The following is a 14284-nucleotide window of genomic DNA, read 5'->3' on the forward strand; positions in this document are numbered from 1 at the left end:
TTTGCCGCCGCGCCATCTGTCCGACCAGGCGTTCGCCGTCTTTGCTAAAGCCAACGACAGAGGGTGTGGTACGCATACCTTCGGCATTGGCAATTACCACTGGTTTTCCGCCTTCCATGACAGCTACCACTGAATTAGTGGTACCCAGGTCGATGCCTACTACTTTACCCATCCGCTTTTTCCTTTGTCCTATGAGGCGATCGCCGTCTTTGCTAAAATCAGTAGATGATGAATCGATCCGCAGATCTTGTGGATTGTCAATTACGACTGGTTTTCTGCCCGATCTGACAAATACCACGGAATCGTTCGTACCCAGGTCGATGCCTACTACTTCACCCATCTGCTGTTTCCATTTGGATGACTAAAAATTAGTCACAAATATCGATCCTATTTTATCCGATCGCTCCTCCACCTGGGTGGGGATAGCACTACTTTAGGCTTGATAGTTTTAGACCTCAAGCCTAAATCTTTCCACATGGATGTTTCGATACCCAACACCTAACACCTAAAGCCTAACCTCTATGAATTTAGAAGCACAAGTCCAAAAATTAATCGATGGCGCGCCAGATGTAGAGAGTCGCATGAGCGTAATGGCGATCGCGCCAATTTTACAACAGGTAGCAGTAACTTTACCCCAGACGACATACCATATCTGTCAAAGTCAGCAGGGTGAATCGGTAATTACCACCCTGCGACACAATCGCCAACCCAATCTAGAAATTAAAGTTATTTACGCATTTCTTAAATCTGAAGATATTAGTAACTTCGATGGTGGCTCTTTAGCAACTCGAGCGGCAGTAGAAGTACCAGTAATTCAGTTACTATTTTACCTATTAGCTTTCCCGGAGATCGATCGGGTGGTATTTCTCAATAACTCTAAAAATTTAGACATCGGCAAAGAAATATCGCGGCAAAGTTTAGAAGATTCGATCGCCCAAAAACTAGACCAAGATGCTAAACCACAATTACCACCAGATGTTTGTTGAGTTAATTAGTTGCAGAATTTATTCGGCACTAGTTACGACTTTACCTCTGAACACTATGTAATTATAAATGTTATAAAAGAGCATGATCGGAATCAGTACCCCGATAAAAGTCAGCATGAATACCAGCGCGCTAGGCGATGCGGCGGCTTGATAGATAGTGATTTGAGTAGGAATTACATAAGGAAAGATAATTAATCCCAAACCAAGAAAGCTGAGTAAGAAAATTAGAATCGTCCAGATAAATGGCGTACGTTCTTCTTGCTTTTCGAGACTTCTCAATAACAACCAAACTAGTAAAACTCCTAATATGGGAATTGCTGCAAATACATAAACCTGCGGTGCCGCAAATAGCCGCGTCCGTGTTGCTTGGTAAAATACAGGCGTGACGATCGTAATTAAAATTGCACCGATTAACGTGGTAATCGTTGCTAGTTTAGCCGTCCGAAAATGAGTTTGTTGCAACTCTCCTTCTGTCTTCAAAATTAGATAAGTAGAGCCGATTAATACATAGCCTTGAATTAGAGTCAGTGCGACTAAAAGCGATCGCCAATCCAGCCAATCCCAAGTAGAACCAGTAAAATGACCAGCCGCATCGACCGTAATACCTTCAATAACACTACCGAGCGCGAAACCTTGACCTAATGCCGCAATAAAACTCCCAATTCCAAAAGCATAGTTCCAGAAAATCTTCCGCTGAGAATGCTCTCGAAATTCAAATGCTACCGCCCGAAAAATCAGCCCAAAAATCATCATGAAAACGGGCATGTACAAGGCAGTTAGAATCGTGCCGTAAGCAAGCGGAAATGCCCCAAATAGGGCACCTGCCATCACTACCAGCCAAGTTTCATTTGCATCCCAAATATTTCCTAAGCTAGTCATTAAAATGCTCCGACGTTCTTCGTCAGAACTAGTTAGCGATAGAATCCCCACCCCTAAATCGAACCCGTCGAGCATTACATATAAAAATAGAAATAAGCCCAAAATCACAAACCAAACTTGCGGCAGAAAATGTAATAATGCGTCCATTAAATCTCCTCTTCTTTATCAGGATTTATAGGATTTGAGGATTTGCAGGATTGGGTTATCGGTACTAATGTTTATTCCCTATTCCCTATTCCCTATTCCCTCTACTCCCTAACTACTGTTGGGCTTCTATTGGTCGGCGGTCTGGTACGGATTCGGCTGGCTCGATATTGAGAATAAATTGACCGTCTAATCCGGGTAATGGTAGTTCTAGATTTGGCCCTTTGCCGATAATTCGACTGGCAAAATAGAGCGTAGTAACTAATAAGACTGAATAAATAACTGTAAAGAAAATCAATGAAGTCAGGACATTACTCGCAGGCAGATTAGAAACGCCATCTGCCGTGCGAATACGATCGTAGAGTACCCAGGGTTGTCGTCCTACGCAGCGGACGATCCAACCAGCTTCGATCGCAATATAACCCAAAGGTGCGGCAAACATCCAAGTTCGCAACAGCCACTTTTGCTCGCTAATCTGTGCGGGTGAGAGCTTACCCCGAAACCATTGCCAGGTGCTCCAGAGCATGACTGCTGCTAAAAAGAAGCCGATCGCAATCATAATCCGAAAGGAGTAGTAAATTAGCCCCACCATGCGCGGGCGATCTTTTTTCGCCCATTCATTTAACCCCGGTACGGGTACGGAAAGATTCTTGCGGAACTCTAAGATATAACCCAATCCATTGGGGACTGTGAGTTCCCACGAGTTCCGGTTGTTAGCTTCATCGGGAATTGCTAACATGCTCCAGTCAGCAGGCTTCCCAGCGGGGCTACTGTCCCATTTAGCTTCCATAGCGGCGAGTTTTGTCGGCTGGTAGTAAGCGACTTGCTCCGCGCTGAGGTGTCCGACATAAATTTGAATCGGTGCCACAGCAATTGCCGTGGCGAGAGCAATTTTGAGCGATTGACTGAAAAAAGCTGTATTACGTTGCTTGAGAATATACCACGCACTAATTCCACCGATGAGAAACAACGATGTTTCTAATGTCGCCAAAAACATGTGGGCGACACTTTTGACCATGAATGGATTTAAAATTGCCTGAAAATAATCGCTAACGACAAACTTACCATCGACCATTTCACCGCCAGCAGGCGTTTGCAGCCAAGAGTTCGCCGAAACAATCCAAAAGATCGAGAGATTGGCTCCAAACGCCACCATGATGGTGGCTAGGTAGTGAATTAAGGGTGCGACTCGTCCCCAACCAAACATCATAATGCCGAGAAAGCCAGCTTCGAGCATAAACGCCATCGAAGCTTCAAAACCCAACACGCTGCCAAAAAAGTCGCCAACAGCTTCGGAAAAAGGTGCCCAATTGGTACCGAACTGAAATTCTAGCGGTATCCCAGTTGCCACCCCAATGCCAAAGTTTAATAGAAATAGCCGCGACCAGAAGCGGATGTGATAGTAATATTCTGGCTTGCGGGTTTTAATCCACAGTCCTTCGACGATGACTAAGTAGATGGACATCCCAGTGGTCAGAACTGGCCACAGCATGTGAAAAATTGCTGTCAAAGCAAACTGCATTCGCGAGAGGGCGACGGTATTTGAAAAAATATCCATGTCTGACCTGCTAATTGGTTTGAATTTTTATCTGACCTAGTTTAATGATAGACAGTTTCCCGATTGAAAAGCTCGATATTTAACGATCGACTTAATCGATCGAGTCAAAGCGATCGAACATTCTTTATATTCGTTCGCGTAGCGTGCTGTAGGCAATCGAAGTAAACACGCTCGACGTAACGATCGAATTCGATTGCTGTGGGCACGCTACTTTACGTTTGATAATCGAAGCCTCAAGCCGATCGATACTGGCAGATAGAGCTAAACTCATAATGCTCGATCTAAACATCAATCGATCGATATTCATCCCATAAATGCGTGGCGTGACTTATTTAAATATTTTTGATGAATAGATTGTCACTTACAGAATTATTCAATCAAATCACTCAAATCACGTCAATCTGAAAAACTGATTGAAATGTCTGATAATTTATGAATTAAATTTGTTAAATATTGAGTCAAAGTTAATGGATCTACACCCAGATCTCCACGTTCTCTAGCTGCTAAAATTCCGGCTTGAGAATGCCACCAAGCTGCTGTTGCAACAACTTCTGCCAGATCGACATTTAGCTGACTGTTAGTGGCAATTAAGCCACCAATTAGCCCCGTTAAAACATCGCCACTACCACCTCTAGCTAAGGCTGGAGTACTCGCTGGAATTGCAATCGATCTACCATCAGCTCCTGCAATTACAGTGCGCGCTCCTTTGAGTAAAATAATTGCCTGACTAGATCGAGCGGCGGCACTAGTAGCAACCAGTTTATTCGCTGTGGGAATTTTGGTGAATAGGCGTTTGAATTCACCAGTATGCGGTGTTAAAATAGTTGGCTGCGTGCGCGTAAATATTGTTGTCTCGATACCAAGTTTCGAGATAATATTCAGGGCATCGGCATCAAGGACGATCGGACAATTTGCCGAGAGAATTTGTTTGACTATTTTAGACGGTCGTTCGGTCAAACCACAACCACAGGCAATCGCTTGATATTTAGAAAAATCTAATTCTGGTAAAGATTTAATCGTCCCGGCTTCGGTTTCTGGGCAACTAATAATTAAGGCTTCTGGTAAGTAGTTTAATAATGTTGGTTTGAGCGATTTCGGCACGGCGATCGATAACATTCCCACCCCAGTGGCTCTAGCACCTAAACTAGCTAAAATTGCCGCTCCACTATATTGTTCGGAACCAACTATTAATAATAAGTGACCCTGTTGATATTTGTGAGTAATTGGCGATCGCCTCAGCGGTAAATTCGCGATCGCGCGATCGGTTGTCATCCGTGTTACAGTCGGTTCGCCTAAGAGATCGTGAATATCTGCTAACGGTAAATCGAAATCGATTAACTCGGTTTTACCTAAATATTCGATCGCTTGTTCTTGAATGAAAGCTAGCTTCCATAGCCCCAAACAGAGCGTATGCGTTGCTCTAATTGCCGTACCTAAAACATTACCAGTGTCACCATGAATACCTGAAGGTAAATCGATGCTGACAATCGGAATCGACAACTGATTAATTGACTCGATCGCCTCAAATAAAATACCATTAATTTCGCGATTCAAACCAAAACCAAACAAGCCATCGATAATTACATTATAGTTACTAAATGCGGCAACATCATCGACAATTGCTACACCCAAACTCGCAATATAATTATAATGCTGATTCGTCAGTTCTCGCAGCTCTTCCGATGGCACATAAATAGCCACCTCATAACCTTGAAAATACAACTCGCGGGCAACGACGAGCGCATCACCGCCATTATGCCCCATCCCTACTAAAATACCAACGCGCCGATATAAGGAGCGAGGATATAAAGTTTGAAATCGCCGCGCAATTAGTCCCCCCACCTTTTCCATTAATGCGGCAACTGGCATCCCCGCTGCAAATATCTTGCTTTCGATTTGCTGCATTTGCACGGCAGAAACTACCAATCGATCCAAAGATCGATAACGACTGAGCATCATTTTTGTCATTTCATAGATATTAGTAATTAGCAGGTAGCACACCCTAGTTCGATCTTGCTTACTGTCCTTCGATCGCGACTAGAAAATATAATCGAACATTCAGTCCGGGCCGCATCATTTACACCTAAATAGAATCCATCCTCACCAGTTACCGCAGCTTTTGAATAAGCTTTTTCAGCTTTTTTCATCGAATCGCCGACTCGAATCCCTTTATTGGTTGAATATTGTGAATTAGTAGTGGTAATTGATGATACGTAACGCTTACTCTTCTTGCTAGCATCTCCCTCAAGATACAGATCTAGCCGATCGTATTTTAAGGTAGTGTCATAAGCCGCAGTACACTGGTTGTATCCTGTCTTGCGACTTTTTGGAGCACCAAATTTTTCGATCGTCTCATTTTCGCTCATCCCTATTTTAATACCACCGATGAATGTGTTGCTCAGATCGATCGAGCCTTTCTGGCTCAAAAACACCTGTTTGCTATAACTATTTGGTAGCAGGATCGGAATTGATGTTGAATTAATTAATAGGGGCAGAGCAAAAACTAGAAATTTATACACGATCGAATAAATACTATTAAAGGTTGATGTTATTTTGTCAATATTTAGCTCTAGTAGAGAATCTAGATAGACCTAAGATCGAGACAAAATTTAGTTATTTAAGTAAGTGGGCGTAATTACTTATAAAACGGGTTGTGCCTACGGCAGGCTACGTCAACGGCTTCGCTCAACCCTCAAGCCCTTGACTAATGAGGACCGCTCGAAGTCGTAGCGTAGCGTCTCCGTTAGGAGAAGTCCAGCGTAGGTTGCTAGTTTAGTTACACCAACCTACTTATTTACCACTCGATCGTACATTGCTACGATCTGCTCGACTACTTCCTCAATACTGAGATTATCGGTGATAATTTCCACTGCATCAACCGCTTTTTTCAAAGGGGAAATTTCCCGCGTACTATCGATCTCATCCCGCTCGGCGATCGATCTTTCTAATTCTGCCAAGCTTACCTCACCTTGCCCGCGATCGCGCAAATCCTGTTGTCGCCGCCGCGCGCGTTCAGCTACCGATGCAGTTAAAAAAATCTTCACCCGTGCGTCTGGAAACACATTCGTACACATATCTCGCCCTTCCGCGACGATCCCACCTTGCTTGCCAATTGCCTGCTGTTGCTTGACTAAAGCCGATCTAACTACCCCCAATGCGGCAATCGCAGACACATTACTCGTCACTGCCAACGTCCGAATTGCTTCTGTTACATCGAGATCGTTCACCATGACGCTTTCTTTTGTAAGCACGATCCGAGCGCGATCGACCAATAGGGCAATGTTTGGCTCGTCATTGAGGGCTAGCTTCGCCTCCATCACCAGCCAAGTAATCGCGCGGTACATTGCGCCGCTATCGAGAAACAACAGCCCCAATCGGGCAGCTACCAGCTTGGTGACGGTTGATTTTCCCGCACCTGCGGGGCCGTCGATCGCGATAATTGGAAGTTGGGGCATTGGTTAGATGGGAGAGGGGAGTTCGGAGTTCGGAGAGGGGGGAACGGGGAGACGGGGAAAACTAAAGAACGCAGTTTCAAAACCTATTCACTATCCACTATCCACTATCCACTAAAGCCTAAACTAGCTGATGATGACATTATCGATTAATCGCGTATTTTCGATGCGTCCGGCGATCGCTAGTAGGGCTGCATTGTTGAGTCTGTCGATCGGTTGTAAAGTTTCAGGATCGACTAGCTCTAGGTATTCTAGTTGAAATGCTGGGACGGTACTTAATTCGGTGGTGACAGCGGCTAAGAGTTTATCGACATTAACTTCTTGAAGATCTGCTAATTTTTGGGCTTGTTGTAAACTGCGATAAATTACCGCCGCTTGCGATCGTCCGGCGATCGAAAGATATTGATTGCGAGAACTATGTGCCAAACCCGAATCGGCGCGTAAAGTCGGACAACCGATAATATCGACGGGGATGTTTAGATCTGTGACAATTCGGCGGATAATGGCTAATTGTTGAGCATCTTTTTCTCCAAAATAGGCGCGATCGGGCTGTACGATATTAAGTAATTTAGTGACGATCGTGGCAACACCTTGAAAATGTCCAGCACGAGTGCGTCCGCACAAACCACTCATCATCATTGCTGGGGGAATGACTTGGGTCAGCGCGTCTTTAAGGCCCATACTGGTAGGTGACGGGACGAATAAAGCATCGACACCTGCTGTCTGGCAAATTACGCGATCGATCTCCAACTGGCGCGGATAAAGATCGAGATCTTCATTTGCACCAAATTGGAGCGGATTGACAAAAATACTGACAATCGCAAGGGTATTTTCGCGTCTGGCTCGATCGATTAAACTCTGATGTCCCAAGTGTAACGCTCCCATCGTTGGTACGAAGCCGATCGATTGAGAGCGGTGGGATTGGAGATAGTGTCCTAATTCGTTTGGAGTGGTAAACAGCGGCAGATTCATCGGAATAAGTCGTAAGCCATAAGTCGATCGATCCGATGGACGATAACAAGGTTAGGAATTCAGTTTAAAGTCAATAACCTGTTATACACTCTTACCGAAACATACTACTTACGGAGTTTTCTTCATGTACCCGCCAGATTGTTTCGCCGAGTAAATTAGCAACAGACAGCACCTTTAGCTGCGGAAACCGTTGATGTTCTGGCATGGGGAGCGTATTGGTGACGATTACTTCTTCAAATACGCCGCTGGATAGTCGTTCGATCGCTGGGGGTGAAAATACAGCATGGATCGCACAAGCATAGACTTGACGCGCGCCTTGCGCTCGGAGAATTTTGGCACCCTCAGAGATCGTCCCACCCGTATCGATCATATCATCGACGAGGATAGCGGTTTTCCCTGCCACATCACCAATGACATTCATGACTTCAGCCACATTGTGTGCCTGACGGCGTTTATCAATGATGGCTAGCGGTGCGTCATTGAGCTTTTTAGCAAAGGCACGCGCGCGCGCGACACCACCGACATCTGGCGATACGACGACGACATCTGGTAAATCTTTGTTGAGAAGATAGTCAATAATTACGGGTGAACCGTAAATATGATCTAGTGGGATATCGAAATAACCTTGGATTTGCGATGAGTGGAGATCCATTGCTAAAACGCGATCGGCACCAGCAGTAGTAATCTGGTTGGCGACGAGTTTGGCGGTAATCGATTCTCTCCCAGCCGTCTTGCGATCGGCACGAGCGTAGCCATAGTAAGGGATTACTGCGGTAATTTGCCGTGCTGAAGCCCGCCGACAGGCATCGATCATAATGAATAGTTCCATCAAGTTGTCGTTGACTGGATGGCATGTAGGCTGGATTAAGTAAACATCACAACCGCGAATCGATTCTTGAATCTGGACGTAAATTTCGCCATCGGCAAACCGCTTGCGAATCATCGGGCCGAGATCGAGTCCCAAGTAACGGGCAATTTCCTGAGATAGCGGGACATTAGCATTACCAGAAAACAGTCGGAGACGACTGTTATCACTAATCGAGGGGATTATGGGAAGCGTCAAGGTGGCAGACCGAATCACAACAGCAAGTGCTATATTTTGCAAGGCAATTTTAACACTCTCACCCCCTCATCAGCCATTTATATCCAAAAGAATTTTAATTTTAAACTAATTTTGGTAAAGTCTTTTACCAAAAAATTAATACTGATGGACTATTTCAGAGTTATTCTCGATCGATTGGCATCGCTCAAATCCGCACGAGCTAACAGTTTATCTGTAAATGTGTGGAAACCTCTACATTTGTTATCGTGTCTTTCAAGAGGGGAAAGATACAATATAGAACAAGCTGCTCTGAAAAGATCTCAATAATTTACCGTAATATAGCCAAGATTATGACCAACTCTCAAGAAACCAAGATGACTATCGAAGACCGGATCGAGCAAGCACGCGACGCTGCTCATCAGGCTGGCGAAAAATTTGGTAAAACTTCACCTGAATTTGCTGTAGCGATGGAAATCCTGGAGGAATTACATCAAGAATCCGGACACCAACGCAGTGCCCAACCTAAAAATTCTCTCGAACGCTTCTGCTCGGACAATCCAGAATCTCCAGAATGCCTACTTTATGATACATAGGTAGTCCAATCGGTTCGGTTGCTAAAACAGTTGGCAAGATCCGATCGTCGATCTAACCGCTCCCAGATGGCAAGTAACGCTTGATTACTTGCCATTGTTTTTTGTCTGAGTTAGTCTGGCGCGTTACCCTACGGGATAACACACCCTACATGGAATCTTATTTTCTTACTGCTCCCTAACTAACTTTTCAGCTCCACGAGATAACTCAAATCGGGCAACTGCGGAATAATACCCCCAGGGTTGAGGGGAAACAGGTTGCCATAATAATCTTGTAAAATAGTCGGAAAATTACAAGTAGCCGCCACGCCAGGTAACTGATAAATTTTGGCTGTATATGCTTGAAGGTGCGGATAATCGCGAATTTGTCGTCGGTTACATTTGAATAAATTGTGGTAGACCACATCGAACCGAATTAAAGTGGTAAAGAGCCGAATGTCGGCTAGAGTCAGCAAATCGCCACATAAATAATCTTGATTCTTCAACAACAGCTCGATCTCATCGAGGGTCGCAAATAATTCGGCGTGCGCCCGATCGTAAGCCGCCTGTGTCTGGGCAAAACCGCAGCGGTAGACCCCGTTATTAACGGTTTGATAGACAGTCTCATTCCACTGGGCGATCGACTCTTGCAGGGCAATTGGAGCCAGATCTAATTCGGGATGTTGGGCATACTCATTAAATTCGGCGTTGAGGATCTCGATAATTTCGGCACTTTCGTTATTAACGATCGAATATGTCTGCGTATCCCACAGCATCGGGACTGTAGATCGACCAGTGTAGCCCGGTTTCGCGAACCGATATAACTGTGCTAAGGTCTGACAATCGTGTTCCGATTTTGGTAATTTCCACCCACCCGCATTGGCATCGCCTTGCAGTACGACGATCTCGATCGCATCTTCTAAGCCTTTCAACGCCCTGACTACTAACGTCCGATGCGCCCACGGACAACTCCAGCCGATATACAATCGATAGCGATGCGGCTGTGCTGAATATTTGCCCTCGATCTGGTTGCGGAACTCACTTTGCGGTCGTTGATATTCACCGCGATCGTTTGGTGGCGCAAGTTGTGACATCATGAGTTGCCAGATTTGCGTCCAGATCGATCGACCTGTTTGCACGATCCAGCTTGGTGGGATTGCCATTTGAATTAGGTGATGGGATCTTGACTCTGAAATCGATTCGCGTCTTGATTAATCGATACTAATCGGCGACACTAGCCCAGTTGGGAAAGTTTGCCGAAATTCTGCCATCAGATCGTCCATTTCAATTAAGGCTTGCTCGACATCTATCGACAGCGTACCCAAAGTCGGATCTGCCTGAAATTGCAACAATAAGGCTCGTTTGCTCTCAACCTGTGCGATCCGTTCTTGTAAAGTTTGTGCGTCCATCATAAAGATTATCGATTTGTAATTAATTTGCGATCTGGGGTGTGGGGGGTGTGGGAGGAAGGATTAAGCTAGCAATTGGTTCTATTCACTATTCACTATTCACTATCCACTATCCACTATCCACTATCCCCTTATTCCCTAAAACCTAAACTCCTAATTCCTTGAGAGCGGCTAAATATTGAGTATCTGCGGCGGTGGCTGCTGATTCTAGGGGGATGTTGGGAGTGGGGACGACGAGATCGGGCGTGATGCCTAGTTTATGGATATCGTGATGGTTGGGGGTTTCATATTTAGCAACGGTGACGGCTAAACCGCTTCCATTGGGTAAATCGAATAGAGATTGAATTAAACCTTTCCCAAAAGTCTTAGTGCCGACTAACTTGCCTCTGCCATTGTCTTGTAAGGCTCCTGCCAGAATTTCACTAGCACTAGCACTACCTTCATTTACTAGTATAGCTAGCGGGGCATCGGTGAGGGCGGTACCAGTAGCATCGATCGAATCGATCGCACCACGCCGATCGACAGTATAGACGATCGTTCCTTCATTCAACCATTGACGGGCAATTTCGACTCCTGCTTGTACCAATCCGCCAGGATTGTTCCGTAAATCTAATACGTAGCCGCTCGCGCCTTGTTGTTTGAATTTGGTAATATTATCGCCTAATTCTTTAGCAGCTTTGGCACTAAATTGAGACAGACGTAAGTAGCCAATTCTACGACCTTTTTCGGTATGGAGTTCGGCGGTGACGGGGTTGAGTTCGATTTTTTGTCTGATTAAAATTACTTCGCGGGGTGTTTTATCTGCGGTTTGAATTAGTAAGCTGACATTGGTACCAGTCGCCCCCCGCATTTTCACAGCAGCGGTATCGAGGGTTAATTCTGTGGTGGGAACTGCATCGATTTCGACGATCGTGTCATGGGGCAAAATTCCGGCTGTAGCGGCTGGAGATCCGGCAATGGGGGCGATGACCTCAATTTGCTTACTGTCAGCCTTCACACCGATTTGCAAGCCCACTCCAGACAATTCTCCGGCTGTGTTCACTTGCAGAGATCGATATTGTTCTGGACGCAACAGCCGCGTAAACGGTTCGTCTAAACTGGCAATCATCTTCGTAATTGCTGCGTACGCGGCTTCCTCATTGGGTATTTGCTGCTTGAGAGTACGATCGCGAGTTACCCACCAATTTTGATGATTGAAGGTGTCATCGTAATACGCCCGATCGATCGTCCGCCAAGCTTGCACCACCAATTGTTGTTCCGACGTAAGTGCGGCGGCTGGAGCTGTTCCCCAGAGCCAAAATAGAGCAACTTGCAAACTCAATATCCAACCAAACCAAAAACTAGCTCTCACGATCGGTACCACTCTCCTGTAGAGGTGTGTTAAATTTTGTAGAGGTATTATGAGTGACCTGCAACCAAATGTATCTAAAATTAAACAACTTTTAGATACATTTGGTATGAGTATCAGATGTACCCACATCCTCATACTTGGCAACATAACACATCTTACCCAGCCATTATTTCGAGCCATGGGATCTACATCCGACTGGCGTTATAATATATAACACGACATTAGAGAGAAGCACGGCACCCGTCAATGTTTACCAAGCAAGTCACAAATAGTAAAACCTTCCAATGGTTTGACGAACGGTTAGAAATCCAAGCAATCTCCGACGATATTGCTAGTAAGTACGTTCCGCCCCATGTTAATATCTTCTACTGCCTGGGTGGAATCACTCTCGTATGCTTTGTGATTCAGTTCGCTACAGGCTTTGCGATGACATTCTACTATTCGCCAACGGTAGCTGATGCGTTCACTTCTGTTCAAAAGATCATGACCGAAGTTAACTTTGGTTGGTTGATTCGTTCCATCCACCGCTGGAGTGCCAGCATGATGGTATTGATGATGATCCTCCACAGCTTCCGCGTGTATCTGACTGGCGGCTTCAAAAACCCGCGCGAACTTACCTGGATTACTGGAGTTATTCTTGCAGTTCTCACTGTCAGTTTCGGTGTAACTGGTTATTCCCTACCTTGGGATCAAATCGGCTACTGGGCAGTTAAAATCGTCTCTGGCGTACCCGAAGCAATTCCTGTAGTTGGTGTAGCGATGGCTGACCTATTACGTGGTGGTTCTAGTGTCGGTCAAGCAACTTTGACTCGTTACTACAGCTTACACACCTTCGTGTTGCCTTGGTTGATTGCAGTATTTATGTTGCTGCACTTCATCATGATTCGCAAACAAGGGATCTCTGGCCCTTTGTAAATCGAATCGGTAGGATGGAATGGGCGATACGCTCGTCCATCCTAGCAAATGAGACACCTTGAATAACTAATAATTTACGCAATTATTTACCATGTCAACTATCAAAAAACCGGATCTCTCCGATCCAGCCTTGAGAGCGAAACTAGCTCAAGGTATGGGTCATAACTATTACGGCGAACCAGCTTGGCCGAACGATCTGCTCTACATCTTCCCTGTCGTAATCTTTGGTACGATCGGTTGTTGTACGGCATTGGCTATTCTCGATCCCGCGCTAGTTGGCGAACCTGCAAATCCGTTTGCAACCCCGCTCGAAATCTTACCTGAGTGGTACTTGTGGCCTGTATTCCAATTGCTGCGCGTATTACCTAACAAATTGTTAGGAATCGCCTGCATGGCTGGCGTACCATTAGGGTTACTAGTAATTCCGTTCTTGGAAAACGTCAACAAGTTCCAAAACCCTTTCCGTCGTCCAGTAGCAATGGCAGTCTTCCTCTTCGGTACTGTCTTTACAATCTACTTGGGTATCGGTGCAACTCTACCGATCGACAAATCTCTAACTTTGGGTCTATTCTAAACCAATTTTAGTTATAGTTATTTTCTTCGAGCCTATCTAGTTTCTACTAGGTGGGCTTTTTTAAGGACTTTTAACTGCCATCGGCAGAGATTCTAGATTTAGGTCTCTGTTGACAGGAGCGAAAGTGAGGTCTTAAACTGGGGATATAAAGTAGTACTCAAGATAGGGTCTTTAAGCAATCGAGATGGCACAAGCAAAATTTACCCTAGAGCAGTCGCACATCGATTTTCTCTCACAATTTAAAGATCGAGGTTTTAAGGATAAAAGCGAGATCGTCCGCTTGGCATTGGATAGACTAGCCAAAGAACTAGCACGGGAAGAACTAGTTCGCTCTGCGGAATTGTACGCCGAATTATATGCAGAAGATCTCGAACTTCAGCAACTCACAGATGCAGCACTGGTAGGTTGGCCGCAATGAGCCAACTATATCGAG

The 14284-nt window shown here is 45.2% G+C and carries 16 protein-coding genes and 1 pseudogene; 5 read left to right on the forward strand and 12 right to left on the reverse strand.

From position 1 onward, the window contains the following. Nucleotides 1-340: Hsp70 family protein (locus tag RMO79_RS13450; RefSeq protein ID WP_310483671.1), on the reverse strand; the 340-nt coding region annotated here is incomplete at its 3' end. A 181-nt stretch (nt 341-521) separates the two neighbouring features. Here RMO79_RS13450 and RMO79_RS13455 point away from each other — a divergent pair. After that, the gene (locus tag RMO79_RS13455; RefSeq protein WP_310483672.1) at nt 522-986 is read left to right on the forward strand and encodes a hypothetical protein; all 465 of its coding nucleotides are present in this window, start codon (nt 522-524) and stop codon (nt 984-986) included. An 18-nt stretch (nt 987-1004) separates the two neighbouring features. Here the strand turns inward: RMO79_RS13455 and cydB are convergent, their stop codons facing one another. From cydB to RMO79_RS13490, 8 genes and pseudogenes are all read right to left on the reverse strand, one after another. Then, nucleotides 1005-2012, reverse strand: coding sequence for a cytochrome d ubiquinol oxidase subunit II (gene cydB / locus RMO79_RS13460; RefSeq protein ID WP_310483673.1), 1008 nt, complete (start codon nt 2010-2012; stop codon nt 1005-1007). A gap of 112 nt (nt 2013-2124) precedes the next feature. Continuing rightward, nucleotides 2125-3567: a cytochrome ubiquinol oxidase subunit I gene (locus tag RMO79_RS13465; RefSeq protein WP_310483674.1), complete on the reverse strand. Its 1443-nt coding sequence runs from the start codon at nt 3565-3567 to the stop codon at nt 2125-2127. Nucleotides 3568-3691: 124 nt separating this feature from the next. Continuing rightward, the gene (locus tag RMO79_RS13470) at nt 3692-3874 is read right to left on the reverse strand and encodes a hypothetical protein (RefSeq protein ID WP_310483675.1); all 183 of its coding nucleotides are present in this window, start codon (nt 3872-3874) and stop codon (nt 3692-3694) included. Between the two features lie 89 nt (nt 3875-3963). Continuing rightward, a complete protein-coding gene (locus RMO79_RS13475) occupies nt 3964-5535 on the reverse strand; it encodes an NAD(P)H-hydrate dehydratase (protein WP_310483676.1) in 1572 nt (523 codons plus the stop codon). A 17-nt stretch (nt 5536-5552) separates the two neighbouring features. Continuing rightward, on the reverse strand, nt 5553-6086 hold the full coding sequence (locus RMO79_RS13480; RefSeq protein WP_310483677.1) for a hypothetical protein: 534 nt from the start codon (nt 6084-6086) through the stop codon (nt 5553-5555). A 267-nt stretch (nt 6087-6353) separates the two neighbouring features. Beyond that, nucleotides 6354-7024: pseudogene (cmk, locus tag RMO79_RS24580) on the reverse strand ((d)CMP kinase); the annotation flags it as partial. 121 nt (nt 7025-7145) lie between these two features. After that, nucleotides 7146-7991, reverse strand: a complete 846-nt coding sequence (gene panC / locus RMO79_RS24585) for a pantoate--beta-alanine ligase (protein ID WP_396136593.1) — start codon at nt 7989-7991, stop codon at nt 7146-7148. A 91-nt stretch (nt 7992-8082) separates the two neighbouring features. Next, nucleotides 8083-9072: a ribose-phosphate pyrophosphokinase gene (locus tag RMO79_RS13490; RefSeq protein ID WP_396136594.1), complete on the reverse strand. Its 990-nt coding sequence runs from the start codon at nt 9070-9072 to the stop codon at nt 8083-8085. A gap of 311 nt (nt 9073-9383) precedes the next feature. Between RMO79_RS13490 and RMO79_RS13495 the strand changes: the two genes are divergently transcribed. Further along, nucleotides 9384-9626 carry a Calvin cycle protein CP12 gene (locus RMO79_RS13495; protein ID WP_309737759.1) on the forward strand — a complete coding sequence of 81 codons (243 nt, stop codon included), beginning with the start codon at nt 9384-9386 and terminating at the stop codon, nt 9624-9626. A gap of 179 nt (nt 9627-9805) precedes the next feature. On the opposite strand, the gene RMO79_RS13500 is transcribed toward RMO79_RS13495, so the two are convergent. From RMO79_RS13500 to ctpA, 3 genes are all read right to left on the reverse strand, one after another. Continuing rightward, nucleotides 9806-10765: a glutathione S-transferase C-terminal domain-containing protein gene (locus tag RMO79_RS13500; protein ID WP_310483679.1), complete on the reverse strand. Its 960-nt coding sequence runs from the start codon at nt 10763-10765 to the stop codon at nt 9806-9808. 48 nt (nt 10766-10813) lie between these two features. After that, complete coding sequence (locus RMO79_RS13505) at nt 10814-11014, reverse strand: hypothetical protein (RefSeq protein ID WP_310483680.1); 201 nt, start codon at nt 11012-11014, stop codon at nt 10814-10816. A gap of 142 nt (nt 11015-11156) precedes the next feature. After that, the gene (ctpA, locus tag RMO79_RS13510; RefSeq protein WP_396136595.1) at nt 11157-12365 is read right to left on the reverse strand and encodes a carboxyl-terminal processing protease CtpA; all 1209 of its coding nucleotides are present in this window, start codon (nt 12363-12365) and stop codon (nt 11157-11159) included. Nucleotides 12366-12608: 243 nt separating this feature from the next. On the opposite strand from ctpA, the gene petB reads away from it, so the two are divergent. The 3 genes from petB to RMO79_RS13525 all read left to right on the forward strand — a co-directional run bounded on the left by petB (nt 12609) and on the right by RMO79_RS13525 (nt 14269). After that, nucleotides 12609-13277, forward strand: a complete 669-nt coding sequence (gene petB / locus RMO79_RS13515; RefSeq protein WP_310483682.1) for a cytochrome b6 — start codon at nt 12609-12611, stop codon at nt 13275-13277. Between the two features lie 91 nt (nt 13278-13368). Next, the gene (gene petD, locus RMO79_RS13520; RefSeq protein WP_310483683.1) at nt 13369-13851 is read left to right on the forward strand and encodes a cytochrome b6-f complex subunit IV; all 483 of its coding nucleotides are present in this window, start codon (nt 13369-13371) and stop codon (nt 13849-13851) included. A 184-nt stretch (nt 13852-14035) separates the two neighbouring features. Next, nucleotides 14036-14269: a hypothetical protein gene (locus RMO79_RS13525; RefSeq protein ID WP_310483684.1), complete on the forward strand. Its 234-nt coding sequence runs from the start codon at nt 14036-14038 to the stop codon at nt 14267-14269. Nucleotides 14270-14284 lie beyond the last annotated feature (15 nt).

This window comes from Chamaesiphon sp. VAR_48_metabat_403, assembly GCF_031422475.1.
Lineage (GTDB): Bacteria > Cyanobacteriota > Cyanobacteriia > Cyanobacteriales > Chamaesiphonaceae > Chamaesiphon.

Excerpts from the sequence above, each read along its gene's own strand:
- RMO79_RS13465 (WP_310483674.1), bottom strand. The coding sequence starts at position 3,567 with ATGGATATTTTTTCAAATACCGTCGCCCTCTCGCGAATGCAGTTTGCT.
- RMO79_RS13495 (WP_309737759.1), top strand. The coding sequence starts at position 9,384 with ATGACCAACTCTCAAGAAACCAAGATGACTATCGAAGACCGGATCGAG.
- petB (WP_310483682.1), top strand. The coding sequence starts at position 12,609 with ATGTTTACCAAGCAAGTCACAAATAGTAAAACCTTCCAATGGTTTGAC.
- RMO79_RS13455 (WP_310483672.1), top strand. The coding sequence starts at position 522 with ATGAATTTAGAAGCACAAGTCCAAAAATTAATCGATGGCGCGCCAGAT.
- RMO79_RS13525 (WP_310483684.1), top strand. The coding sequence starts at position 14,036 with ATGGCACAAGCAAAATTTACCCTAGAGCAGTCGCACATCGATTTTCTC.
- RMO79_RS13500 (WP_310483679.1), bottom strand. The coding sequence starts at position 10,765 with ATGGCAATCCCACCAAGCTGGATCGTGCAAACAGGTCGATCGATCTGG.
- petD (WP_310483683.1), top strand. The coding sequence starts at position 13,369 with ATGTCAACTATCAAAAAACCGGATCTCTCCGATCCAGCCTTGAGAGCG.
- RMO79_RS13505 (WP_310483680.1), bottom strand. The coding sequence starts at position 11,014 with ATGATGGACGCACAAACTTTACAAGAACGGATCGCACAGGTTGAGAGC.
- RMO79_RS13470 (WP_310483675.1), bottom strand. The coding sequence starts at position 3,874 with ATGAATATCGATCGATTGATGTTTAGATCGAGCATTATGAGTTTAGCT.
- RMO79_RS13475 (WP_310483676.1), bottom strand. The coding sequence starts at position 5,535 with ATGACAAAAATGATGCTCAGTCGTTATCGATCTTTGGATCGATTGGTA.
- cydB (WP_310483673.1), bottom strand. The coding sequence starts at position 2,012 with ATGGACGCATTATTACATTTTCTGCCGCAAGTTTGGTTTGTGATTTTG.
- panC (WP_396136593.1), bottom strand. The coding sequence starts at position 7,991 with ATGAATCTGCCGCTGTTTACCACTCCAAACGAATTAGGACACTATCTC.